This window comes from Tenacibaculum sp. IMCC1 (assembly GCF_054906355.1).
Genome location: NZ_CM142818.1, coordinates 436,604 through 462,040, shown reverse-complemented (window position 1 = coordinate 462,040; position 25,437 = coordinate 436,604). Strand labels below are relative to the sequence as shown.

Here is a 25,437-nt window from a genome sequence, read left to right as displayed (position 1 = left end):
TGTTAACTATTTTGAGGTGTTACTCAATAAGGTTAAGATTTCTCATATTCATTCGAAATGACGCTTAGCCATTTAACTCTTTTAATCTAACTGTAATGGCATTTTTGTGCGCTTGTAAGCCTTCTGCTTCTGCCATTAATTCTATGGCTTCACCTATATTTTCAATTCCTTCTTTAGTTACTTCTTGAAAAGTAATTTTCTTTACAAAACTGTCTAACGAAACTCCGCTATAGTTTTTTGCATAACCGTTAGTTGGCAAGGTGTGATTGGTGCCACTAGCATAATCACCTGCACTTTCACAACTGTAATTTCCTAAGAATACTGAACCAGCATTTACAATTCCTTCGATATATTCAGAAGCTTTTTCTGATGCTATAATTAAGTGCTCTGGAGCATATTCATTACTAAACTGGATACATTCTTCAGAAGAATTTAAAACAACTGCAAAACTATTCCCTATTGCTTTTTTAGCTAATTCTTTTCTAGGTAATTCTTCTACTTGTTTGTTTAGTTCTGTTATAACATTTTGAGCAATTTTTTCAGAAGTAGTGGCTAAAATAGCTTGACTATCTGCTCCATGTTCTGCTTGTGATAATAAATCGGAAGCTACAAAAACAGGGTTTGATGTTTCATCTGCAATTACAAGTACTTCACTAGGGCCTGCAGGCATATCAATAGCTACCCCTTGTTGTTGTACCAATTCTTTGGCTTTAGTCACAAACTGATTCCCTGGCCCTAATATTTTATATACTTGAGGAACGGTTTCTGTTCCGTACGCCATCGCTCCAATAGCCTGAGCTCCTCCAACTTTAAAAATTTTAGTTACTCCTACCATAGAAGCAGTATATAGAATAGCTGGGTTAATCTTACCTTCTTTATTCGTTGGAGTACACAATACTATTTCTTTACAACCCGCTATTTTTGCTGGAACTCCTAACATTAAAATAGTAGAAAATAATGGAGCAGAACCTCCAGGAATATACAAGCCTACTTTTTCTACTGCTACACTTTTTCTCCAACAAGTTACTCCTTTTGTTGTTGTTATTTTTTTAGGTGTTTCTTTTTGGCTGTTGTGAAAAGCTTCAATATTATTTTTTGCTAATTGTATAGCTAATTTTAATTCTTCTGAAACTAAGTTTTGTGCTTCTTCTAACTCTTTTTTAGAAACTTCTAACTCGGTTAATAACACTCCATCAAATAACTGTGTATATTTTTTTAAAGCTCTATCTTTATTAAGCTTTACATCATTTAATATTGTTTGTACTGTTTCCTGTAAACTGTTTTCACTTAAAGTAACTCTTTTACACAGTAACTCCCAAGTTTTTTCCCCTGGATTTTTTATAATTTTCATCTGTTTATTTTTATTGTTTTTAGCTATAATTATTGGCTACTTTTCTGTTATTAAACAACCATTTTTTCTATTGGACACACCAAAATACCTTCTGCTCCATTACTTTTTAATTCGTCTATAATTTCCCAAAATTGATTTTTATTCAATACAGAATGCACAGAACTCCACCCTTCTTCAGCTAAAGGAAGTACCGTTGGACTACGCATTCCTGGTAAAATATTAATAATTGTTTCTAATTTTTCATTCGGAGCGTTTAATAGCACATACCTTGATTGTCTTGCTTTTAATACTGATTGAATTCTAAACTGTAACTTGTTAAGTATTACTTGTTGTTGCTCTTTTATTTGAGGAGAAACCGCTAATACTGCTTCTGATTTTAATAAAACTTCTACCTCCTTTAAATTGTTTTTAAATAAAGTTGAACCACTAGAAACAATATCACAAATACCATCGGCTAATCCAATATTTGGAGCTATTTCTACTGAACCATTAATAATATGTAATTGTGCTTTTATGTTCTCTTTTTCTAGAAATTTTAAAACTGTATTTGGGTATGAGGTTGCTATTTTTTTATTCTGAAAATAGTTTATTCCTGTATATTTCTCATTTTTAGGAATTGCTAAGGATACTTTACATTTTGAAAAACCTAATTTTTCTATAAATTGAATCTCCTCTCCTTTTTCTATTAATAAATTCTCGCCAATGATGGCTATATCTACAACTCCATCTTTTAAATATTGCGGAATATCACCATTTCTTAGATAAAAAACCTCTAAAGGAAAATTGTTTGCAGAAGCTTTTAATTGATCTTTACCGTTATCAATAGAAACTCCACAATCTTTTAAAATTTGTAAGGAATCTTGGTTGAGTCTTCCTGATTTTTGTATGGCTATTTTTAATTTACTCATTTTAGTTTTGAATGGGTTTGAGCAAATCTTTTGGGAAGTATTTTCGTGGCGCCTTGTTGAAAATAAAAACCCGTTTGATTTACTCAAACGGGTTTAAAATATATCTTGATTTTATTCAATACATTTTCAGCTCGCCTGAGTGCAAGTATGAAAATGATGATGATGTAATTGAATAAAACTCATGTCTTGTGTTTTGTTGTTACAAAGATTTGAAATAAAAATTGAATTGTGCAAGTTTTTTTTCAAAAAAAACAAAACCACCTGAATTTCAGGTGGTTTTTATGTTTTTACCTAAAGTAGGTTGTATTATTTAACAAAGTTAATTTTACGCATACGTAAACTTTCTGGGGTAACTTCTAAATACTCATCTGGTCTAATATACTCCATACATTCTTCTAATGAGAAATCAATTTTTGGAGCAATTTTCACGCCGTCATCTGAACCTGAAGCACGTACGTTAGTTAACTTCTTTCCTTTAATTAAGTTAACTGCCATATCATCTGCCTTGGCATTTTCACCTACCACCTGACCTTTGTAAATCTCTTGGTTTGGATCAATAAAGAAACGTCCTCTATCTTGTAAACGGTCAATTGCATAAGCAGTTGCTTTTCCTGTTTCAGAAGAAACAATAGCACCTTTTAACTCTTCTGCAAACTCTCCTTTATAAGGTCCATATTCGCTGAATCGGTGGTTTATAATTGCTTGACCAGCTGTTGCTGTTAATATTTTATTACGTAAACCAATTAATCCTCTTGATGGAATGGTAAATTCTAAATGTTGTAAATCTCCTTTTGGCTCCATTACTAATAAGTCTCCTTTACGTAAAGAAACTAAGTTAATTGCTTTAGAAGCTACATCTTCAGGAACATCAATTGATAATGTTTCGTATGGTTCACACTTAACTCCGTCAATCTCTTTTAAAATTACTTGAGGACGACCTACTTGTAATTCGTATCCTTCACGACGCATCGTTTCAATTAATACTGATAAGTGTAATACTCCACGTCCGAAAACGTTAAACTTATCCTCTGTATCTGTTTCATCAACACGTAACGCTAAGTTTTTCTCCATCTCTTTAAATAAGCGATCACGTAAGTGACGAGACGTTACAAACTTACCTTCTTTACCAAAGAATGGAGAGTTGTTAATAGTAAATAACATACTCATAGTAGGTTGATCTACTTCAATTCTTGGTAAAGCTTCTGGATTATCTACATCGGCAATCGTATCACCAATTTCAAAATCATCTAAACCTGTTACTGCACAAATATCTCCACTACGAACTTTTTCTGCTTCAGCCTTACCCATTCCTTCAAAAACGTGTAATTCTTTAATACGGACTTTTTTCGTACTTCCATCTGCTTTACAAAGCATGTAGTCTTTGTTCTTTTCTAAATCTCCACGGTAAACACGTCCAATAGCTATTCTTCCTTTAAATGAAGAATAATCTAACGATGTAATTTGCATTTGAGGAGATCCTTCACGATATGGTGCTTCTGGAATTGTTTCTAAAACAGCATCTAACAAAGGAACAATATCTTCTGTTGGTTTTTGCCAATCTGTACTCATCCATCCATTTTTGGCTGAACCGTAAATAGTTGTAAAGTCTAATTGATCTTCATTTGCTTCTAAAGCAAACATTAAATCAAATACTTTTTCATGTACTAAGTCTGGTGTACAGTTTTCTTTATCTACTTTGTTTACTACTACAATAGGAGTTAACCCTAATTCAATAGCTTTTCCTAATACGAAACGTGTTTGAGGCATTGGTCCTTCAAAAGCATCAACCAATAATAAAACTCCATCTGCCATTTTTAGTACACGTTCTACTTCTCCACCAAAATCGGCGTGACCAGGAGTATCAATTACATTAATCTTCACCCCTTTGTAGTTTACGGATACATTTTTAGATAAAATGGTAATACCACGTTCACGTTCTAAGTCGTTATTATCTAATAATAAATCAGTACGCTCTTTACGTTCATCTAAAATTTTGGCTTGATCTATAATTTTGTCTACCAAGGTTGTCTTACCGTGGTCAACGTGTGCTATAATAGCAATGTTTCTTATTGATTGCATTCGTGCTTATTTTGAAGCTGCAAAAGTAGTGTTTTATTGTTTACGATTAACGAAATTTTATTTATGAATTCGTAATATTTTATTTAAAGCTTTACAAAAAGTACTTTTTTATAACAATATACTACTATTTCTACTTTCATTTAAAGGAATTTTGTAGCTTTAATTAATGCCTAAAAAGGGAGTAATAGATAATTTTTGTGCTATTTTAACTTTCTATTTTCTAGCTCTTCATCATCTTCTCTAAAAGCACTAGGTAAAATATCAGGAATTAATTTTATAAGTAAAGGCAAAAGTAATGCTCCTCCTGGTAGCATAAACACTGTAAAGGCAGGAATTGCTTTACAAATATCAAGTGTTTGTTCTTTTACTTTTGCCTTTTCTTCGTCTGTTAATGAAGTTGTTAGTGATTTTCTAACAAGAAATATAAGCTCTCTGCTTTCTTGAAGCTCTTTTGCTAATCTTTTTTTATTTTTATAGATAGCTTCTTTTATTTCATCAACTGTATTCATTAAAGCTTTCTACGTGCTTTTTCAGTTTTAAGTAAATTCAATTCTCTGGAAGTTTGCCCAGCTACTGAAGTGTTTTCTTCTGCTCTTCGAATTAGGTATGGCATCACATCACGAACAGGTCCGAATGGAACATACTTCGCTACATTATATCCTTCTTTGGCTAAATTGAAACTAATATGATCACTCATACCATATAATTGACCAAACCACATGCGTTTATCATCTTTAGCAATATTATGTTCTTTAGCTAAATCCATTAATAAATATGAACTTTCTTCATTGTGAGTTCCTGCAAAAATTGCCATATTTTTATGGTCCATCATATAACGAACTGCTTCATTATAATTGTCATCTGTTGCTTGTTTGTCCACACAGATAGGAGACTCGTAACCATTTTCTTTAGCTCTTTCACGCTCTTTTTCCATATAAGCTCCACGAACAACTTTCATTCCAATATGATATCCCTTTTGGTGAGCTCTTTGGTGTAGCTTTCGTAGATATTCCATACGATCATGACGATACATTTGTAGTGTATTGAAAACAATGGCTTTTTCTTTATTGTAAATTTCCATTAACTCCTCAATTAAATCATCTGCAGCATCTTGCATCCAGCTTTCTTCTGCATCAATTAGTAATGGAACATCTTTTTCTTTTGCAGCCTTACACACGGTATGAAAACGCTCTACAACTCTATCCCACTCTACTTTTTCTTCTGAAGTAAACTCTTTTCCTTCAGTTAATTTTTGATATAAAGCGAAACGTCCGAAACCTGTAGGTTTAAAAACTGCATAAGGAATAGATTGCTTTTCTTCAGCAAAATTGATTGTTTTCAACGTCATTTTTAAAGCATCATCAAACTGGGCTTCATCTTCCTTCCCTTCTACTGAATAATCTAAAACACTGTGTACATTACCTTGTTCGTACATTTTTTCGATATTAGGTAAGCAATCATCTTCACTTACTCCTCCACAAAAATGATCAAAAACTGTTGAACGGATTAATCCTTCAACTGGTAAGTGTGCTTTTAAAGCAAAGTTTGTTACCGCTGTACCTATTCGAACCATTGGTTGGCTCTGAATCATTTTAAACAAAAAATATGCACGTTCTAACTCTGAGTCAGATTTTAATTTAAAAGCAGTTTCTGTATTATCAAAAAGTCTCATTATCGAGGTAATATTATTTCTTTATTTATTGAGACAAATATAATTGAGTAGACTGATATATTTTAATTTTTTCTATTTAATTTCGCCTTATATTTTTTTGTTATTATGACCACAATTAATGCAGCAACATACCCTATTCATTTTGAAGAAAAAGGCTATAATGAATTAACCTATTTAGTTTCTGAAAGAAACTATTCTTCAGTTTTTATTTTAGTGGATGACAACACTTTAGATTGTTGCTATCCTCGATTCATTCAGTTATTTGCTACAGATAAACCTATTGAAGTCATTCAAATTGATGCTGGTGAAGTTCATAAAAACATAGAAACTTGTATGGGAGTTTGGAATGTAATGACTGAATTAGGAGCTGATAGAAAAAGCTTATTAATTACCTTAGGTGGTGGTGTGATTACTGATTTAGGTGGTTTTGTTGCATCTACATTTAAACGTGGAATTGATTTTGTGAATATTCCTACAACCTTATTAAGCATGGTAGATGCTTCTGTTGGCGGAAAAACAGGTGTTGATTTAGGTGTATTAAAAAACCAGATTGGTGTATTTGCTAATCCAGAGTTAATTATTATTGATCCTGAATACTTACACACCGTAACTCCCAGAGAAATTCGTTCTGGTACTGCGGAAATTATTAAGTATGGAATGACCCACGATATCAAGTTATTTAACGAAATTAAAGATAACGATAAACTTAATATTGTTGATTTGATTCATCGTTCTATAGAAATTAAGAATGAAGTTGTTTTGGAAGATCCTAAAGAACAAGATATTCGTAAGGTTTTAAACTGGGGACATACTATTGGGCATGGTGTAGAGTCTTATTTTTTAGAGAACCCGAAAAAGGAAGCTCTAACACATGGTGAAGCTATTGCCATTGGAATGGTTTGTGAAGCTTACTTATCATCAAAAGTATTAGATTTTCCTGAAGATAAAGTCTCTGAAATAAAAGATGCTATTATTAAAATTTATGGTAAAGTAGCATTGGTAAAAGAAGATTTTCAGCCTATTCTTGAATTGATGAAACATGATAAAAAGAATATAGGAGGAGAAATTAACTTTGTGCTTCTTAACGATTATGAAGATTTTAAAATAAACAGTAAAGCTTCTGATGATTTAATTAGGGAGAGTCTTAGTTATTATAATTCATAAAAAAAAAGCAACCCACGGGGTTGCTTTTTTTATTTTGTTACTGTAATTGGAATACTGTCTTGTGAACCGTATAGTTTTATCTCTGTAATATCTGCAGGCATGTTTAGCCCGTTTTTTATTATCACGTTTTTTACGTTTTTAATTACATCGCTTTTAACTTCGAGTGCGCCTCGTTTGTATTCTTTAGTTTTGGTCCAAAAAATAACTTTTAAATTTACAGTACTTACTCCTAAACCGTCTACCGTAACAAAACATTGATGTTCATCTGTATCAATAACTCCTAAAGTATTAACTACCGCATTTATGATTACTTTTTTTGCTGTATCTATGTCATCATCATAATCAATCCCAACCACAAAGTCTGAACGGTAAAAACCATCTTCAGTATAGTTATATACAGCTTTCTTTACAATGTCACTATTGGGAATGTATACATCTCTTCCATCGAATGTTTTTAATTTGGTAAATCTAAATTCCATCATTTTTACTTTACCAAAAATATCTCCAATCATTACTGTATCATTAACATCGAAAGGGCGATTAAAGGATAGTATTACTCCTGAGATAAAATTCTCTCCTACATCTTTAAAAGCAAATCCAAAAATTATAGCTGAGGCTCCAGCTGCAGTTAACAATCCAGCAGCAATGCCTCCTAAACCTGCTATCTTTAAAGCAAGCATGATTACCAAAATACTAAAACTAATTTTTATTGTTTTGGCTAAAAAATTAGTCATTAAAGGATCATTTGTTTTCTTAGAAATTGTTTTTCTAAAAAAATTTGATATAAGATTAGCAATAATAATACCTACAGCCACTATAAAAATAGCTATAATTATTTTTGGAATTTGGTTTATAAACTCATTCCAGTATAATTGAACAGATTCTTTTAATTTGGCTATGGTGCTGCTAAAATTCATGTAGGAGAAAGTAGTTTTTGTTTTTAGTTATTAGATAAATTCAACAATAATTTTATGACAATACAATATCCTCATTTAATTGCTCTACGGTACTTTTGCTCCAAGCGTTCAACATCCAACTTGTTTTTTCTAAAGAAGCAATATATCCTCCCATTAAATCTATCGTTCCCTCATCTTCTGCTTCTTCCGCTTTTTTTATCACATTTGCCATTTGCTTTAATAATGTTTTATGATCATCTAATAAAATATAAATCATATCACTATCTGTTTGAAAAGGACTTTCTTCTGATATATTTGCTATTTTTAAATACTTACTATATCTACTAATTGGATGATATTGTAAAGTTAAAATACGTTCTGCGATCTCATCTATTTTAACTCTAGCATCACTATACATTTCTTCAAATTTTTCATGTAGTTCAAAAAAGTTTTTCCCCACAATATTCCAATGAAAATTTCTTAACTTTTGATAGTATATGTGATATTCAGCCAATAATTGGTTTAATTCTTTTGCTACTGGTAATACTTTTTCTGTTTGTATGTTTAAATAATTCATTTTACTGTGTGTGTTTTTTGTTAATAATTAATTATGTTACAAAACTACTTAAGAACTTAAGCCTAAGTTTGCTTATTTAATACGAATCTTTGCTCATTTCATTTTAACCTTTTAGTGATAAAAAAAGGATGAAATTATAACTTATTAGTTTTATAAATTACATTTTAAAGGTTTCAAAAATGGCTTGTTCCAAGTTATTAGATTCTTGATTTTTATATTCAATAATAAAATCACCATATTTATTAAAATAACCTACGCCATTAAAATCCTTACCTTCTACTACATAAAAGTTATTATTAATAGATTTTATAGCTCTTGCTGATGTTATATCTTCATTATTAAGCTTATATGTGATTAGTAAATTATTTTGATCAATTAAAAAGTCATACTTATTACCTTTATACTTAAAATATTTTACTTTTGCTTTTGAGTCATAAAAAATATCAGAATCATTATCTACCATAATGGTTTTATCTACTGTGATTGGAGACTCTACTACATCTTGATTAAGTTTATTCTTTTGATTGGGATTAAACTTAGTTTGTTTTTCTTTTTTTGTTACTACTTTTACTTTTGTATCATAAATTAAACCTTTTTCATTAATCTTTTTTGCTTTTTTTACTTCAGTCGTTTTTATTACTTCCGTTTGCGCGTTTAAAGAGGTAATACTTCCTGTAAGTAATAATCCCATTATTATTTTTTTCATTTTAATCTATTTTAAAATTACAAGTAACTTTATTTGAGATGTGTACTTTTTAACACCTGAAATATATTTTATATATTCCTATACATTTTCGCTATGAAACAACGATTTGTAATGTCTGTTACAAAATTAACGCAGGTTTATTTATGTGTTTTGCTCATTTAATTTTGTTTTTTGCTCACTTAATAAATAAAACTTATTCATAAATAAAAAAAAGCGTGAAAACTCACGCTTTTTAATACTCTATTCTTTATTTTTTTAAACTTTTCTTTTACCTGTAAATAAGGATATAATAAATAAAATTATAAAAATAAAGAATGCTATTTTAGCAAACCCTGCGGCTGCTCCTGCTATTCCTCCAAATCCTAAAATACCGGCTATGATTGCTATTATTATAAAAGTGACTGTCCAACGTAACATATTATTAAAATTTTAAATTAGTGTTTATAAAGTACATCTTTTGTACAGTTACAAAATTAACTAGATAGCTTGTTTTATATTTACTCATTTAGTTTTGTTCTTAACTCATATAAAAATATACTCATTAAATTTAACAGACTTCAAACTAACTTTATTAGTTAACAAACTAAAATATAATCTCTTGTTAATTGTTACACTTAACTTAATATGAAATGAGTCAATATCTATTTCTAAAGAACAAAGATTGACTCTTTTAACAATATAGTTTTGCAACAAACAAAATATAAATAATTAATAAGTATGAAAAAAAGTAATGAAGATTTTAAAATAATTAAAGAGAATCCTGACTCTAAGCATAAAAATTATATTTTTCAAAACAATAAAATAACTAGAATAGCCTTTTATATTATACTTTCTTGTTTATTAATAGGTATTACTCTCATTTTTATTTTTAATAATCAACAGTAGCTTTATGATTTATAAGCTATCAAACATAGCAAGTATAGAACGTATTGAAACCTTTACAAAACTCCCTTTTAAGTATCCTTATTTACATAAACCTAAAAGAAAAATTAATGGTTTAAAAGAACAAACAGTTTGTATAATTAATATGGAAAATCCTAATCAAATTATGCAAGCCATTTGGGGGCTACTTCCTCAAAATTATGGAGATAATTGGAATAAGTTTCAACATATAAAACAAACACTACATATAAATAAGGAAGAGATTAAAAATAATATACTTTTTAAAGAAGCTCTTTATTTACGAAGGTGTTTATTTATCGTAACTGGTTTTTATATTCATAAAGTTATTAATGGAGTTGTAGAGAATTATTTAGTAGAAAAAGACAATCAAAAACCCTTTTATTTAGCGGGTTTATATAACATTACCAACGATGGCTTTTATACATGTTCAGTTATTAACACCAAACTAATTGGAAAACTTAATGACTTTAATAATCTTTATCAGGTAATGCCCATACAAATTCCTGAAATTTTTAAAAATATGTGGTTAAATAAAAAATCAGAAATTATAGATATAAATTACCTTATGAGTACACCTTACATTACAAATTTAAAGGTACAGAGAATAGCTTCTAAAAAAGAAAATGTTTGAAATTAATTTATTCTTTCTTCTAGTTTTTTATCTATGTACTTTTTTGCTGTTTCATATATTGAATCTACTTCTTTAGTGCTAAAACCGCTAAACTCACCTAAAGGAAAACAAATAGTAGCATATGTTTCAAAAAACTTATATTCTTCAGATGATAGCATTAAAAGTTTAGATGTATGTGCTAAAACTTTCAAAGTGGTATTTAGTTCCTCACTTGTTTTTTCAGAAGGATATACTACATAACTTCCCACTATTGGATATTCTGACTGTTTAAAGGGAGTTGTAGGAAAGTTATCTATAATTCCACCATCAGAATAAAGTGCATCTCCAATTTTTACAGGATTGAATAAACCTGGTAATGCACATGATGCTAAAACAGGTTTTAGTAAACTTCCTTCATTAAAGTACTCTGTAGTTCCTTTATTTAAATTAGTTGTAGAAACTATTAAAGGTATTTCTAGATCTTCAAAGGTTGGTTTTATTTTATCGTCAATCAATCTTGCATAATTGGATGAATTAAAAATTCCTGGTTTAGCAATTGTTATCCAAGAAAACTGAAATATTTCAGTATTTTTAAAAAAGTTTAATATTTCTTTTGGTTTCATTCCAGAAGCATACATTGCTCCTACCAATGAACCAGCGCTACAAGCTGAAATTGAATTAATTTTAATATTTAACTCTTCTAACTTTTCTAATAAAGCAATATGAGCTACACCTTTTTCGGCTCCTCCACTTAATACTAAATTTATAGGCACTTTTGTGTCCAGGTTCTTTATTTTTTCAAAAGAACATTTATATTTTTCTTTAATCATTTTTTTAGCTCTTTTTTAGTTTTACTTATCTATTTTTTTAAAATTTTATTTTAGATAATTTTAATTTTTTCTACAAAACTGCTATCAATACTTAAAACTTATTTTTTACTTCTTTTCATCGAGTTAATCATAATATCTATAATCTTTTTGTTCTTGCTAAACTATTTCTAATATGTTTAAGACGCTATACCAATAACACATTCTTTTAATGATATAAAATTACATTTTTTTGCTTAATGTATTCTATCTTTTCTACAAACATTTGATTTTAACAAGAGTTTTGTATATGAGCAAAAAAAGAAAAGATATGAGCTAAACAGCATTTCAAGTAAATATTAATTTTGTAATGTAATTAATTAGTCATAAAAATATTAAGCGTTTTTATTTACACATTTATGACTTAAAATATTATGAATAGAATAATGATAAACACTGTTTATTCTTACTGATATCATATTAATAAACTAGGATTTTTATAAAAATCATAACATTTTAGATTACATATTATTTAACATTTTTGAGTTTAACTCTCAAAATAATAACAATACTTATGTAAGCTTAGGAATTAGTACCATTATTTTAATTGGTTCTTTTTCTCAAAAAAGAGGGCGGTGTTCTAACTTGATGGTATTTGGGTAAACATCAATAAAAAATTACTCATTAATTTAAAAACTTAAAATATATGTATAGTTACACAGAAGAAGTATCAAATAAGTTAAACGGATTATTAGAAAAAAATTATGATGCTGCAAAAGGGTATAAAACAGCTGCAGAAAATGTAAATAGTGAAACATTAACAAATCTTTTTGTTCGTAAAGCCAATGAACGTGAAATGTTTGGTAAACAGTTAAAATCAGAAATAAAATCTTTTGGTCAATCTCCTGAAAAAGGAGGTAGTTTAAAGGGAACAGCACACAGGGCTTGGATGAATACCAAAGCTTTTTTCTCAAATGAAAGTGAAGAAGCTATATTAGAAGAGGCTTTAAGAGGTGAAAAAGCTTCACTTGAAGAATATAATGAAGTAATTAACTCTGAAGAACATTTACCAAACTCTACAACTAATTTATTAAAATCTCAAAGAGACATTATATTAAATGATGCTATATTAGTAAAAGAACTAGAAAAAATTAAATAGTGATAGTTTTTAATTAAAAAAAGGAGAGTTGATAACTCTCCTTTTTTTATGCTTCTACTGAACATTTTTTATAAAGTCTCTCATAAGCTGGGAGAATATTATTTAGTGAAAATAGCTTAATATGTTCTTTTGCATTTTCCTTAAACTCATTCAAAACTTTATCATCTTTTAAAATATTAATAGCATTATTAGCCATACCTTCAATATCACCTAATTTACTTAAAAAGCCTGTTACACCATGAATATTAACTTCTGGCAAACCTCCTGTATTTGTGGATATGACTACTGTGCTTGCAGCCATGGCTTCTAAAGCTGCTAACCCGAAGCTTTCTGTTTCAGATGGTAATAAAAACACATCGGTATAACATAATATTTTTGCTACTTCTGTACTATTCCCCATAAAAAGCACTTTGTCTTCGATTTCTAACTCTTTAGCTAAGTTCTCAGCTTTTAAACGCTCAGGGCCATCACCAACCATTAATAATTTTGATGGAACTTCTTCTTGAACCCTATTAAAAATTCGAATTACATCATCAGTACGCTTTACAGGCCTAAAGTTACTTATATGTGTTAGGATTTTTTCCTCCGGTTTAGCTAGCGCTTCTCTTTTACACTCTCCCTCATGAGCTCTATCATATTTTTCTCCATCAATAAAATTGTACACCACTTTAATATCTTTATCAATATTAAATAACCTAAGAGTATCTTCCTTTAAACTTTTAGACACTGCGGTAACTTCATCTGATTTATTTATACTAAATTCTACTGCGGTTTTGTAGGTTGGATGGCTTCCTACCAAAGTAATATCTGTACCATGCAATGTTGTTACTACTTTTATGTCAATTCCTTTATCTTCAAGCATTTTTTTTGCCATGTAAGCAGCATAGGCATGCGGAATAGCATAATGTACGTGTAACACTTCAAGTTCATATTTTTGAACTACTTCCACCATTTTACTTGATAAAGCTAATTCATAAGGTTGATATTGAAATAAAGGGTACTCTTCTAAAACAACTTCGTGGAAATGCAAACGATGAGAAAAGAAATCTAATCGAACAGGCTGATTGTACGTTATAAAATGTACCTCGTGACCCTTATCTGCTAATGCCATTCCTAATTCGGTTGCTACTACTCCACTTCCTCCAAAGGTAGGATAACATACAATTCCTATTTTCATCTGTATCTATTTGGTTATTTTATATGATTACAGACGTAAATTTACGGTTTTACTTACTTCTTTTTGTAAAGTTTTTCATAAAATAAAAACGCCATTACAAAGTTGTAATGGCGCTTAAAATATTTAACTACTCTTTATTTTAGTAATCTCCTAAAGTTTCTGGGTTTTGAGCTAAAGCAACCTCTAACTGTTCATCATTAGGTGCTTTACCATGCCACGCGTGGGTATGCATCATAAAATCAACTCCATTCCCCATTTCAGTACGTAATAATACACAAACTGGCTTTCCGTTTCCTGTACGTGATTTTGCTTCTGCCATTCCTGCTAAAATAGCTTCTACATTATTTCCTTCTGCAATTTCTACAACATCCCAACCAAAAGCTTCAAATTTAGCTTTTAAGCTTCCCATGGCTAAAACTTCATCAGTAGATCCATCAATTTGCTTTTCATTTACATCTACGGTAGAAATTAAGTTATCAACCTTTTTAGCAGAAGCATACATAGCTGCTTCCCAAATCTGACCTTCTTGTAACTCTCCATCACCATGTAATGAATATACAATTTTATCATCTCCATTTAACTTTTTTGCTTCAGCAGTACCAATAGCAACACTCATACCTTGTCCTAAAGAACCTGAAGCAATACGAATACCTGGTAAATTTTCGTGCGTAGTTGGGTGACCTTGCAAACGAGAGTCTAACTTTCTAAAGGTTGCCAACTCAGCTACAGGGAAAAACCCACTGTGAGCTAGTACACTGTAATATACTGGTGAAATATGTCCGTTTGACAAGAAAAATAAATCTTCATTTTTACCGTCCATAGAAAAATCGGTAGAATAATCCATAATTTCCTGATACAAACAGGTTAAAAATTCAGCACACCCTAAAGAACCTCCTGGATGACCTGAATTTACAGCATGTACCATTCGTACAATATCTCTACGAACTTGTTGTGTAAAATCTTGTAATTGTTGTGTTGTTGGCATTATTGTTTTGTTTTATACCCACAAATGTAATTGATTATGTAAAAATGAGCAATTACTTTTTTATTTAAGTAAAAAGAAAAAGGGTTCATCTAAATTAAGTTTTCTTTTTCGTTTAATTTTCCCGTTCTAAATGAATCGTTATTGAACTCTTTATTTACGTGATTTAAAAAACTTATTTATTTGATAAACTAACAATTACAAAAAAACAAGAAAACCATGTTTTTTTGATACTTTTAGATTCTAGTAACGGTAAAAGACCATAAGTCCTTCTTAATCTTTAAGTATTAGGTTAACAATTCTTCTACATTTTGATACTGAACTCCAAAAAGATAATATTGGTTATTTTTAGGAACTTTTAACGTTATTGTTAAGCTTTTGTCAGTTTCTAAAGTGTACTCTATTATAGCTCCATTTATTTGCTGATAAAAAGGGAATATTACTTGTTCTGGAATAGATGTTAATAAGCTTACTGTTTCTTCTGTATATGTTCCAGAAATATGAATTTTTATTGTCATATCTGAAACAGCAGATATATATGAGTTAATGTTTTTTAATATTCCTGTTTTGGGATTAAAAACTTCATCCCAAGATATTACAGAGTCATCCCAATTGCTTGGAGTCTGATATGCGTATAAAAAAGCAGCAGATGAAAACCAATTTCCAAAGTTAATTTTCTGTGTAGTAGATTCACTAAAAGCTATGGTTACAGTTACAACTGATTTTGCCACTTCATTGGTAAAATTATCTAACGAGGTATTTACAACTAAAACAGGAAATTCTGGGTAAACAGGAATGCGTATAACTTGTTCGTTTGATTTTACAATAATTTTTGACTGTGAAGAGTTTCCTATTGCTCCTTTAAAAGTATTTAAACTAGGTGTATACTTTGGTATTGTATATGGGACTATCCAGTTTGTTGCGTTATTATAATCATTCAATCCTATTTGAATCGCTAAAGGTTGGTTTATTTGAGCATTTAAAATTCTCCCATACACCTTACTAAAATAATTTAGTGGAAGGGTGCTATCAAAAAACTCTGTTCCTACTGGAATAGTATCTATTAAAACTGAAAAATCAGCTTCGTTTGTGGGTAAATTTGGTAAAAATGCATAGAATGTAAAATTACTTAATTGTGCATTAAATAATTCTGCCAATTCATTTAGCACTAAATAATTAAAACTCTCGGGGGACTTCATTATTCATCATTTTAAATTAACCATAATAAATTTATATAAAAAGTTAAGTAGAGCACATGGTTTTCATGTGCTCTCTTAACTATAAGATTAAATTAATCTTGAAGGTGCTTTTAAAACATGGTTTGTACTACCACCTGTTACAGCTCTATCTGTTGGAATTACTCCCATACCAAAAATTTGTAAATCTCCTGGTGCAGATGTGATTGTTACAGAAATCGTTTTATCATCATTAAATTTATAGCTAGATGTAGCTTTTGATGATGATCCTGATGTATAGAATGGCCATACATTGGTCTCTGTACTTTTTTGAATTTCTTCAAAATCAGATTGACTATAAGTTGCCCAAGATTTTACAGTAATTGTGTAACCAGAAACAAGTAAAGCTTGGTTGGTTACTCTTTGTAAAGAACCAGATGGACCAAATAAATTATTCCAATCATCTTGATTTTGAAATTGATCAGGATTTTGGTACATATCTGTAAAATAACCAGAGAAAAACCATCCTCCTGCTCTAACAGCTAGAAAAGCATACTTATTAAAATCCATATCTACAGTAATTCTACTTGCAGAAGCTTTTTCATTTAATGACTTTGAAACACTATTAGACTTCTTTCCCCAGAAACCAACTCCTGAAGAACCGTTGCTTTGTGCCCATGAGTTTTGAATATCATCATTAGACGTTTGAGAATCAAAATGAATTGTTGCTGAAGAACCTTTTTCAACTTGTAATTTTAACTCTTCAAAGGCTGGAATGTATATAGGGTTAGTTCCCATGTTGCCTCCAATCCAATTGTTAGAGTTTGTATAATTACTCATTGCTATTTTATACAAGAATGTACCTGTATCTTCTGTTTTACTTAGCATTGTAGCGTAATTACCGCTTAAAGTATTTAAAGGGTTACCTTCATACAATACTCCTACAGATTTTGGGGGAACACCATCAAAATAATTATATAGTTCTGACGCTGAACTTTGAACTGGTAATACACCTTGTATCATTTGAAAGCTTTTGTCACTTAAGTTTAATGATTGACAAAGGGTATTATACATTCCATTAGTTGGAGTTTCCATATTTGCTCCAACTTGTTCTTTTACGACACCATTAGATGGTTCTGTAAGTTTTGTTGCCATGATAATTTAGTTTTAAGTTTAGTTTTTACCTACTCTATTTAGGCTTTTCAGTATACGCCTAAAAACCAAAACTATTTAACAGGTGATCAAACTATTAAACTAAAGAATGAAACATGAAGTTGCGCGCTAATCACAAACCATTCAATACATTACAAAACGAGTTTTGATTTTACTCTTACTAAATTATATAAATAACAAACGAATCACTTTAAAAAAAACCTTAAACGTTGTTTATCAATACATTAAGTAGTATTAAACAGGTACAAGGCTTAACTAAAAAAAACAACATAACACACTAAAAAAACAAGTAATTACATATATCGGTTATGTTTTCTGTTTTTTCTTTTTAGCGGCAGGAAATAATACATTGTTTAATATTAAACGATATCCTGGTGAGGTTGGGTGTAAATCTAATTCTGTTTTAGGATCTCCTACTCTATGCTGATAATCTTCAGGATCGTGGCCTCCGTAAAAGGTAAACATTCCTTTTCCTTTAGTTCCGTGAATATAGCGTCCTTCTCCATTGGTTTTATTTCCTCCTAAAACAATAACTGTAGATTTTATAGTATTAGGATCAAACGATGTTGTTTGTCCCATAAAACCTTTCACTAACATGGTGTGATTTTGGGTTAACATAGTCGGTACCTGATCCCATTTTGCAGAAAACTCTTTTAGCACAAAGTAATCTACTTCTTTTCTTATTCTTCGTTTACGAGTCATATCTATTGAAGAAAACTCATATGTAGTAGGATTACGAATCAATTCGAAATCTTTAAAGGCAAAAGTTTTATTGAAGTTTATTTTTGATTGATAATTAGGTTCTGAGGCATCTCCATCAAACATTCCTTCACAAATGTCTACACCATCAGCTGCTAAAGCAATATCAAAACTATCGGTTGCAGAACACATCGCAAACATAAATCCACCACCTACTACATAATCACGAATTTTTTTCGCTACAGCTCCTTTTTCTTCTGACACTTTATTGTATCCTAGTTTCTTGGCTAAGGCTTCCGCATCTTTTTTTTGTTGAATGTACCAAGGCGCTGTTCTAAAAGCTCCATAAAAACGTCCGTACTGACCTGTAAAATCCTCATGATGCAAGTGTAACCATTCGTACAACAATAGTTTATCATTTAATACTTCTTCATCATATACTACATCAAACGGAATTTCAGCATATGTCAGTACCATGGTTACTGCATCATCCCAAGGCATTTTATCTTTTGGAGAATATACTGCTATTTTAGGTGCTTTTTCCAACGTAACTGCTTCTTGATTTTTAGAAGGCGAAGAAATTTCTTTTAAGATTAATGCTGATTTAGCATCTGAAATTATTTGATAGGAAACACCTCGTATTTTACATTCTTTTTCTACCGCTTCATTATTTTCAATTAAAAAAGCACCTCCATCATAATTTAATAACCATTTAGCTTTCAAACCATTTTGCAAAGCATAATACACAATACCATATGCTTTTAAATGATTCTTTTGATTTTCGTTACTCATAGGTACATAAATAAAGGATGCCCATAGTGAGTTTGAAAAAAGGAAAAATGTTAGTATGTAGAGAAATTGTTTCATTTATAAATTAAATATAGTATAAAAACTTTTATTATTTTTTTCTCTAGAATAATGATAAATATCTAAAAAATAAATGTAATTGTTTTTTAGTTTTATTGAATCCCTATATCTAAGAGGTTCCCATTTAACATTTTTTAAAATTCTTTTTATTTTTTTATCTACATTCTTATCTGTGAAACCATCAACAACTTTTATTCTTTTTAACCTTAATTTTTTGGAAAAAATCAACTTATAAATTCCATATTTCTTTTTTGAATCATAACCTTTTAAATCATCCAATAAATCACCTATTTCGGAAGAATATAATTTTACTTTATTTATATCTCTATCATTTAGCTTGGATAAAGACTTAAGTATTTTTAATTCTCTTATTTCCTTTTCTTTTTCTCTTGAAGATTCCTTATTTAAATAAAGTAGCCCAGAACACATTCCAATTATAAGTCTACCAGATTTATCTTTATGAGCATAAAAAATTAACTCTGTTTCCTCAGGTATAAAAATATCGCATGAGGTTCCCATCTTCTCATCACTTCTACCATAAACAAAAATTGACTCAACCTTCTCCCCTTTATACAGTTTGTCTATTTTAATATCTGCTCTATAGACATTTTCTCCCTTCAAGTTTTTATAATTCTTAATTATTTTTCCTTTTGCAACAAAACTGGAGTGGGCAAATTTGTTCACTATTGTTTCGATTCCACAATCACAGGGGTATAAATAACTTGAGTATAATAATATTCCTAAAAACAAAAATCTTCTCATAAACTATATTTTAAACTAAAATACACAATTACTTTTTAGCAATTGTGTATTCTATAATATTTTAAGTTTTATTTAAAGATTAAAACGGAACATCATCATCACTCGGTCCAAAAGCATCTTCTGGTGAAGCAAAATTACTTGATGCTACTTCATCGTTAAATCCTGAATTCATACTCGATTGGAATTCACTACTAAACCCTTCTTCTAAATCCGAGAACTTTGCTAAGTGTCCTGTAAACTTCAAACGAATATTATCTAATCCACCATTACGGTGTTTTGCTACAATAAACTCTCCTTGTCCTTCACATGGCGAATGATCGTCGTCATCCCATTCTGTCATACCATAATATTCAGGACGATAAATAAATGATACAATATCGGCATCCTGCTCAATCGCTCCAGATTCACGAAGATCGGATAGTAACGGACGTTTACTTCCTCCACGGGTTTCAACCGCACGTGATAACTGAGAAAGGGCAATTACAGGTACATTTAATTCTTTACCTAGTGCTTTTAAGTTACGCGAAATCGTCGAAATTTCTTGTTCACGGTTACCTCCTGCTCCTCCTGCTGTCATTAGCTGTAAGTAATCAATAATTAAGATTTTAACTCCGTGTTGTGACACTAAACGACGTGCTTTTGCACGTAAATCGAAAATAGATAGTGCTGGTGTATCATCTATAAAAATAGGGGCATCCGAAAGCTTTTTTACTTTTACATTCAATTGCTCCCATTCATGAGGTTCTAAGTTTCCTTTACGTAATTTTTCAGAAGTCAACCCTGTTTCTGAAGAAATCATACGAGTAATTAACTGTACCGAGGACATCTCTAGTGAAAATAATGCTACTGGGTGTCCGAAATCGATTGCCATATTTTTCGCCATCGATATTACGAAAGCCGTTTTACCCATACCAGGACGTGCTGCAATAATGATTAAATCGGTAGGTTGCCAACCTGAGGTTAATGCATCTAGTTTGGTAAATCCGGTTGCCAAACCACTCATCCCTTCTTTGGTTGAAATTTCTTGAATCTTATTAATCGATTGCTGAACTAAAGAGTCAGCTCTTTCCGCTCCCTTTTTAAGGTTTCCTTGTGTTACTTCAAATAATTTTCCTTCGGCATCATCTAGTAAATCAAAAACATCAACAGTTTCATCGTATGCGTTTTCAATAATTTCAGAAGAAATGGTAATTAGTTTACGTTGAATGAATTTTTCTAGAATAATTCTAGAGTGAAATTCAATATGTGCAGATGAGGCTACTTTTTGAGTTAACCCAATTAAGTAAAAATCTCCCCCTGCTAAATCTAACTTTCCATTTTTCTTTAATTGATTTGATACAGAAAGTAAATCAATTGGTTCTGAATTTTGGAAAAGCTCGTAAATAGCAGCATAAATTTCTTGGTGCCTTTTATCATAAAAAGCATCAGGATGTAAAATATCAATTACTTCATCAATCCCTTTTTTATCAATCATCATAGCCCCCAAAACAGCCTCTTCTAACTCTAAAGCCTGCGGTGGTAACTTTCCTTTTTCTAAGCTTATAATTCTAGCTTTATCTATTTTTGTTCCTTTGAGAGATTGGGTTCTTTCCATAATAGCAAAAGTAAATTTTTAAGATGATATTAGTAGAGACATTATTCAATTTTCTTTATGCACATTTTTTGTAAATAAACTGTTATTAACTTGTTGATAACGTTACAACTTTCTTATTTTTGGTGGCATGCATAACCTAAAAAAATATTTTTTTGTTGCTTTATTTCTGCCTATTCAAGTAATTTTTGTGCTTTTTATAAGCCAAAAACCACAATGGATTGAATTTTATTATAGTAATGGAATTTACCCGTATATTTCACAATTCTTTCGAATTATTCTAGGTTGGATTCCTTTTTCTGTTGGGGATATAATTGGTTTTGTTTTATTGTATCTTTTATTAAAATCTATCTATTTTTTAATTAAAAAAAGGTTTCAAAACTTCCTTCCTAAGTTAGTAAAATTTATTGCAATTTTATCTATTATTTATTTTTGTTTTTATGCTTTTTGGGGATTAAATTATTTTAGAGAGCCGTTAGCTAAAAATCTTGAGCTAAAACAATCCTCCTACACTACTGAAGAACTAATTTCAACAACTAAACAGATTGTAGTAGAACTAAACAAAGTCCATTTACAAATAACAAAAAATGATTCAGTCCCTGTAATAGTTCCATATTCTCAAAGAGAAATTTATAAGTTAGCTCCTAACGGGTTTCAGGAACTTTCGAAAACATATCCCCAACTTACTTATCAAACTTCCTCAATTAAAAGCTCATTAGTTAGTTTATTTCAATCATACAATGGAACATCAGGGTACTTAAATCCAATAACAGGAGAAGCACAAGTAAATAATATGATTCCTAAAACGGGTTATCCAGCAACTACCTGTCATGAAATGGCACATCAAATTGGTTGGGCAGCTGAAAATGATGCCAATTTTGTGAGTTTTTTAGCCTCCATAGCTAATAAAGACTTGTATTTTAAGTACTCTGGATACCGTATGGCTTATAACTATTGTATTGGTCAAGTTTACAAAAGAGATAAAGCATTAGGTAAAGAAATTGCTAAGACAGTAAACAAAGGTGTTTATAAAGACTACAAGGCTACTTATTTACATTGGAAACAGTTTAAAAACCCTATTGAACCTTATTTAAAGAAGGGATACAACTCTTACCTCAAAGCTAATAATCAATCAAAAGGGATTCAATCATATAGTTATGTTGTCGATTTATTGATTGCCTATTTTAAAAAGAAAAGTTCTTAAAAATTTCATCGTATTTCAATTGACAAAATACATTTGAAATGGCTATTTTTGATGCTTTAAAAATACTACGATGAACAAACAACATATAATCGACCGATTTGTAAAATATGTAACTATTGATACTGAAAGCGATCCTAATAACCCAGCATTTCCTAGTACTGAAAAACAATGGAATTTAGCTAAAGTTCTTGAAAAAGAACTAAAGGAAATAGGAATGGTAGATGTTGAATTAGATGAGAACTGTTATTTAATGGCAACTTTACCTAGTAATTTAGATTATGAAGTACCTACTATTGGTTTTGTTGCTCATATTGATACAAGTCCAGATTTTACTGGAGCTAATGTAAAACCTCAAATTCATGAGAATTACGACGGAAAAGATATCTTATTAAACAAAGAAGAGAATATCGTTTTATCTCCTGATTATTTTGAAGATTTATTACAATATAAAGGTCAAACTATTATTACTACTGACGGTACTACATTATTAGGTGCTGATGATAAAGCTGGGGTTACTGAAATTGTTTCTGCAATGGAATACTTAATTCAACACCCAGAAATTAAACATGGTAAAATTCGTATTTGCTTTACTCCTGATGAAGAGGTTGGTAAAGGTGCTCATATGTTTGATGTTGAGAAATTTGGAGCTGAGTGGGCTTACACCATGGATGGAAGTCAAATTGGTGAGTTAGAATACGAAAACTTTAATGCTGCTAGCGCTACAGTTACTATTCAAGGTAAAATTGTACATCCTGGGTATGCAAAAGGTAAAATGATTAACTCAATGCTTATTGCTAGTGAATTTATCAATGCATTGCCTGAAGATGAAGTTCCTGAAAAAACAACAGGTTATGAAGGTTTCTTCCACTTACATCATATGGAGGGTAAAGTTGAGCAAACAACATTGAGCTATATTATTAGAGATCATGATATGGATCAATTCAACAACCGTAAAAAAGCAATGCTTGATTTAGCTGAAGTTTTAAACGCTAAGCGTGGACAAAAATTAGTTTCTGTTGAAATTAAAGATCAATATTTTAACATGAAAGAAAAAGTTACTCCTGTAATGCACATTGTTGATATTGCTGAAGAGGTGATGAAAGATATGGGAATTACTCCATTAATTAAGCCTATTCGTGGTGGTACTGATGGTTCTCAATTATCATATAAAGGTTTACCTTGTCCTAACATTTTTGCTGGCGGACATAACTTCCATGGACGTTATGAATATGTTCCTGCTGAAAGTATAATAAAGGCTAGTGAAGTAATTGTTGGAATTGCACAAAAAGTTGCGGTAAAATTTAAGTAATCTTATACTACCTTTTATAAAATCAAAAACTCTAGCTTTCGCTAGAGTTTTTTTATGATATTTTTACCCCTTAAAAAATATCATTCTGTTTGAAATAAATCCCCTTAATTTTATTTCATGGCAAATATGATTCTTTTTAAAAGATTATATTATAGGAAAACACCCTTTTGCCTAGACGTAAAACCCCTAATTTCACAAAAAAACACAAATTTGTGAATTTCTTTCATTTTATTTTTTGTAATCATTCACCTCTATACTTTTGCCTGCAAATATTAAAGTAAATGAATAGACAAGACCTTTTAAAGCTGGCTGACAAATATCAGTCACCTTTGTATGTTTACGACACTGAAAAAATTATATCTCAGTATAAAAAAATAACATCTGCTTTTTCTAAAGTTAAAAATGTAAAAATTAATTACGCTGTTAAAGCATTATCAAACATTAATATTTTAAAGGTTTTTAATAAGCTTAACAGTGGTTTAGATACGGTTTCTATTCAAGAGGTTAAACTTGGTTTATTAGCAGGGTTTGAGCCTCATGAAATTATATATACGCCTAACGGAGTTTCTCTACAAGAAATAGAAGAAGTTGCTAAATTAGGTGTTCAAATTAATATTGATAACTTATCAATTTTAGAATTATTTGGGCAAAAGCATCCTAAAATCCCCGTTTGTATTCGTATCAATCCGCATGTAATGGCTGGTGGTAATAGCAAAATATCAGTAGGACATATTGATTCTAAGTTTGGAATTTCAATTCATCAAGTACCTCATATAAAAAGAGTTGTTGAAAATACTGGAATGCACATTAATGGAATACATATGCATACTGGTTCTGATATTTTAGATATTGATACTTTTTTAAGAGCTACCGAAATTTTATTTGATACGGCAAAACAATTTAAAGATATTGATTTTATTGATTTTGGTAGTGGATTTAAGGTTCCTTACAAAAAAGACGATATTTCAACTGATATAAATGAACTAGGTAAAAAGCTATCTAACCGATTTAATGAATTTTGTAAAAACTACGGAAAGGAAGTTACCTTAATGTTTGAGCCTGGAAAGTTTTTAGTTAGTGAAGCTGGATATTTTTTAGCAAAAGTAAATGTTATTAAACAAACAACTTCAACTGTTTTTGCAGGTATTGATAGTGGTTTAAATCACTTAATTCGTCCTATGTTTTACAACTCTTATCACTATATAGAAAACTTATCTAATCCTAAAGGAAGAGAGCGTTTTTATAGTATTGTTGGATATATTTGTGAAAATGACACCTTTGGATCTAATAGAAGAATCAATGAAATATCTGAAGACGATATATTATGTTTCCATAATGCAGGTGCTTATTGTTTCTCTATGGCTTCTAATTATAATTCAAGATTTAGACCTGCAGAAGTTATGATTTATAAAGGAAAAGATTATTTGATTAGGAAGCGGGAAACTATGGAAGATATTATTAAAAATCAAGAAAACATTACATTATAATAAACACTTAAAAACTCTGGTCTTAATAAGGCCAGAGTTTTTTTAAAATATAATCAACCCCTCAAAGACTATATTTTAAAACGTTGTAATTAAAGTCCCCTATCTTTATTTACATCTACAAATATCACTTATTTATTTCAAATTTTTCACAGGAAAAGCACCCTTTATTACAAATAATTT

Annotated in this window: 23 protein-coding genes; 6 read left to right on the top strand and 17 right to left on the bottom strand. The window is 30.2% G+C overall.

Going from position 1 to position 25,437, the window contains the following annotated elements; genetic code table 11:
- Positions 1-64: 64 nt before the first annotated feature.
- From hisD to ACXIHB_RS02145, 5 genes are all read right to left on the bottom strand, one after another.
- Complete coding sequence (gene hisD, locus ACXIHB_RS02165; RefSeq protein ID WP_462098793.1) at positions 65-1,351, bottom strand: histidinol dehydrogenase; 1,287 nt, start codon at positions 1,349-1,351, stop codon at positions 65-67.
- 50 nt (positions 1,352-1,401) lie between these two features.
- A complete protein-coding gene (gene hisG / locus ACXIHB_RS02160) occupies positions 1,402-2,259 on the bottom strand; it encodes an ATP phosphoribosyltransferase (protein ID WP_073184144.1) in 858 nt (285 codons plus the stop codon).
- A gap of 306 nt (positions 2,260-2,565) precedes the next feature.
- Positions 2,566-4,338, bottom strand: coding sequence for a translational GTPase TypA (typA, locus tag ACXIHB_RS02155; RefSeq protein ID WP_073184109.1), 1,773 nt, complete (start codon positions 4,336-4,338; stop codon positions 2,566-2,568).
- A gap of 200 nt (positions 4,339-4,538) precedes the next feature.
- Complete coding sequence (locus ACXIHB_RS02150) at positions 4,539-4,847, bottom strand: LETM1 domain-containing protein (RefSeq protein ID WP_047788869.1); 309 nt, start codon at positions 4,845-4,847, stop codon at positions 4,539-4,541.
- Positions 4,847-6,013, bottom strand: a complete 1,167-nt coding sequence (locus ACXIHB_RS02145; RefSeq protein ID WP_047788870.1) for a proline dehydrogenase family protein — start codon at positions 6,011-6,013, stop codon at positions 4,847-4,849. The genes ACXIHB_RS02150 and ACXIHB_RS02145 overlap by 1 nt, the downstream gene beginning before the upstream one ends.
- A 102-nt stretch (positions 6,014-6,115) precedes the next feature.
- On the opposite strand from ACXIHB_RS02145, the gene aroB reads away from it, so the two are divergent.
- Positions 6,116-7,174 carry a 3-dehydroquinate synthase gene (gene aroB / locus ACXIHB_RS02140; RefSeq protein ID WP_462098792.1) on the top strand — a complete coding sequence of 353 codons (1,059 nt, stop codon included), beginning with the start codon at positions 6,116-6,118 and terminating at the stop codon, positions 7,172-7,174.
- Positions 7,175-7,203: 29 nt separating this feature from the next.
- Here aroB and ACXIHB_RS02135 read toward each other — a convergent pair whose 3' ends face one another.
- The 4 genes from ACXIHB_RS02135 to ACXIHB_RS02120 form a co-directional block, all read right to left on the bottom strand.
- Complete coding sequence (locus ACXIHB_RS02135; protein ID WP_462098791.1) at positions 7,204-8,091, bottom strand: mechanosensitive ion channel family protein; 888 nt, start codon at positions 8,089-8,091, stop codon at positions 7,204-7,206.
- A 52-nt stretch (positions 8,092-8,143) separates the two neighbouring features.
- Positions 8,144-8,647 (bottom strand): Dps family protein, encoded by a 504-nt coding sequence (locus ACXIHB_RS02130; RefSeq protein ID WP_047788873.1) that lies wholly within the window; start codon positions 8,645-8,647, stop codon positions 8,144-8,146.
- A 157-nt stretch (positions 8,648-8,804) separates the two neighbouring features.
- The gene (locus ACXIHB_RS02125; protein WP_125064368.1) at positions 8,805-9,353 is read right to left on the bottom strand and encodes a hypothetical protein; all 549 of its coding nucleotides are present in this window, start codon (positions 9,351-9,353) and stop codon (positions 8,805-8,807) included.
- A 255-nt stretch (positions 9,354-9,608) separates the two neighbouring features.
- Complete coding sequence (locus ACXIHB_RS02120) at positions 9,609-9,770, bottom strand: DUF1328 family protein (RefSeq protein WP_047788875.1); 162 nt, start codon at positions 9,768-9,770, stop codon at positions 9,609-9,611.
- 472 nt (positions 9,771-10,242) lie between these two features.
- Between ACXIHB_RS02120 and ACXIHB_RS02115 the strand changes: the two genes are divergently transcribed.
- A complete protein-coding gene (locus ACXIHB_RS02115) occupies positions 10,243-10,887 on the top strand; it encodes an SOS response-associated peptidase family protein (protein WP_462098790.1) in 645 nt (214 codons plus the stop codon).
- A 2-nt stretch (positions 10,888-10,889) separates the two neighbouring features.
- On the opposite strand, the gene ACXIHB_RS02110 is transcribed toward ACXIHB_RS02115, so the two are convergent.
- Positions 10,890-11,696 (bottom strand): patatin-like phospholipase family protein, encoded by an 807-nt coding sequence (locus tag ACXIHB_RS02110; RefSeq protein WP_053056662.1) that lies wholly within the window; start codon positions 11,694-11,696, stop codon positions 10,890-10,892.
- A 682-nt stretch (positions 11,697-12,378) separates the two neighbouring features.
- Here ACXIHB_RS02110 and ACXIHB_RS02105 point away from each other — a divergent pair.
- The gene (locus ACXIHB_RS02105) at positions 12,379-12,831 is read left to right on the top strand and encodes a ferritin-like domain-containing protein (RefSeq protein WP_073184115.1); all 453 of its coding nucleotides are present in this window, start codon (positions 12,379-12,381) and stop codon (positions 12,829-12,831) included.
- Between the two features lie 46 nt (positions 12,832-12,877).
- On the opposite strand, the gene bshA is transcribed toward ACXIHB_RS02105, so the two are convergent.
- The 7 genes from bshA to dnaB form a co-directional block, all read right to left on the bottom strand.
- Positions 12,878-14,008: an N-acetyl-alpha-D-glucosaminyl L-malate synthase BshA gene (gene bshA, locus ACXIHB_RS02100; RefSeq protein ID WP_167713864.1), complete on the bottom strand. Its 1,131-nt coding sequence runs from the start codon at positions 14,006-14,008 to the stop codon at positions 12,878-12,880.
- Positions 14,009-14,147: 139 nt separating this feature from the next.
- Positions 14,148-14,993 (bottom strand): transketolase, encoded by an 846-nt coding sequence (locus tag ACXIHB_RS02095; protein WP_253056668.1) that lies wholly within the window; start codon positions 14,991-14,993, stop codon positions 14,148-14,150.
- Positions 14,994-15,277: 284 nt separating this feature from the next.
- Positions 15,278-16,189: a hypothetical protein gene (locus tag ACXIHB_RS02090; protein ID WP_462098789.1), complete on the bottom strand. Its 912-nt coding sequence runs from the start codon at positions 16,187-16,189 to the stop codon at positions 15,278-15,280.
- Between the two features lie 87 nt (positions 16,190-16,276).
- Entirely contained in the window at positions 16,277-17,320 is a 1,044-nt protein-coding gene (locus ACXIHB_RS02085) for a hypothetical protein (RefSeq protein WP_073184125.1), read from the bottom strand.
- Between the two features lie 324 nt (positions 17,321-17,644).
- Complete coding sequence (locus ACXIHB_RS02080; protein WP_462098788.1) at positions 17,645-18,829, bottom strand: asparagine synthetase B; 1,185 nt, start codon at positions 18,827-18,829, stop codon at positions 17,645-17,647.
- 75 nt (positions 18,830-18,904) lie between these two features.
- A complete protein-coding gene (locus ACXIHB_RS02075; protein WP_462098787.1) occupies positions 18,905-19,666 on the bottom strand; it encodes a hypothetical protein in 762 nt (253 codons plus the stop codon).
- Between the two features lie 79 nt (positions 19,667-19,745).
- Positions 19,746-21,260 (bottom strand): replicative DNA helicase, encoded by a 1,515-nt coding sequence (dnaB, locus tag ACXIHB_RS02070; RefSeq protein WP_047788883.1) that lies wholly within the window; start codon positions 21,258-21,260, stop codon positions 19,746-19,748.
- Between the two features lie 127 nt (positions 21,261-21,387).
- Here dnaB and ACXIHB_RS02065 point away from each other — a divergent pair, with 127 nt between their 5' ends.
- The 3 genes from ACXIHB_RS02065 to lysA all read left to right on the top strand — a co-directional run bounded on the left by ACXIHB_RS02065 (position 21,388) and on the right by lysA (position 25,257).
- Positions 21,388-22,461 carry a DUF3810 domain-containing protein gene (locus ACXIHB_RS02065; protein ID WP_462098786.1) on the top strand — a complete coding sequence of 358 codons (1,074 nt, stop codon included), beginning with the start codon at positions 21,388-21,390 and terminating at the stop codon, positions 22,459-22,461.
- A gap of 70 nt (positions 22,462-22,531) precedes the next feature.
- Positions 22,532-23,770 carry a peptidase T gene (gene pepT, locus ACXIHB_RS02060; protein ID WP_462098785.1) on the top strand — a complete coding sequence of 413 codons (1,239 nt, stop codon included), beginning with the start codon at positions 22,532-22,534 and terminating at the stop codon, positions 23,768-23,770.
- 281 nt (positions 23,771-24,051) lie between these two features.
- Positions 24,052-25,257, top strand: coding sequence for a diaminopimelate decarboxylase (gene lysA / locus ACXIHB_RS02055; protein ID WP_047788886.1), 1,206 nt, complete (start codon positions 24,052-24,054; stop codon positions 25,255-25,257).
- Positions 25,258-25,437 lie beyond the last annotated feature (180 nt).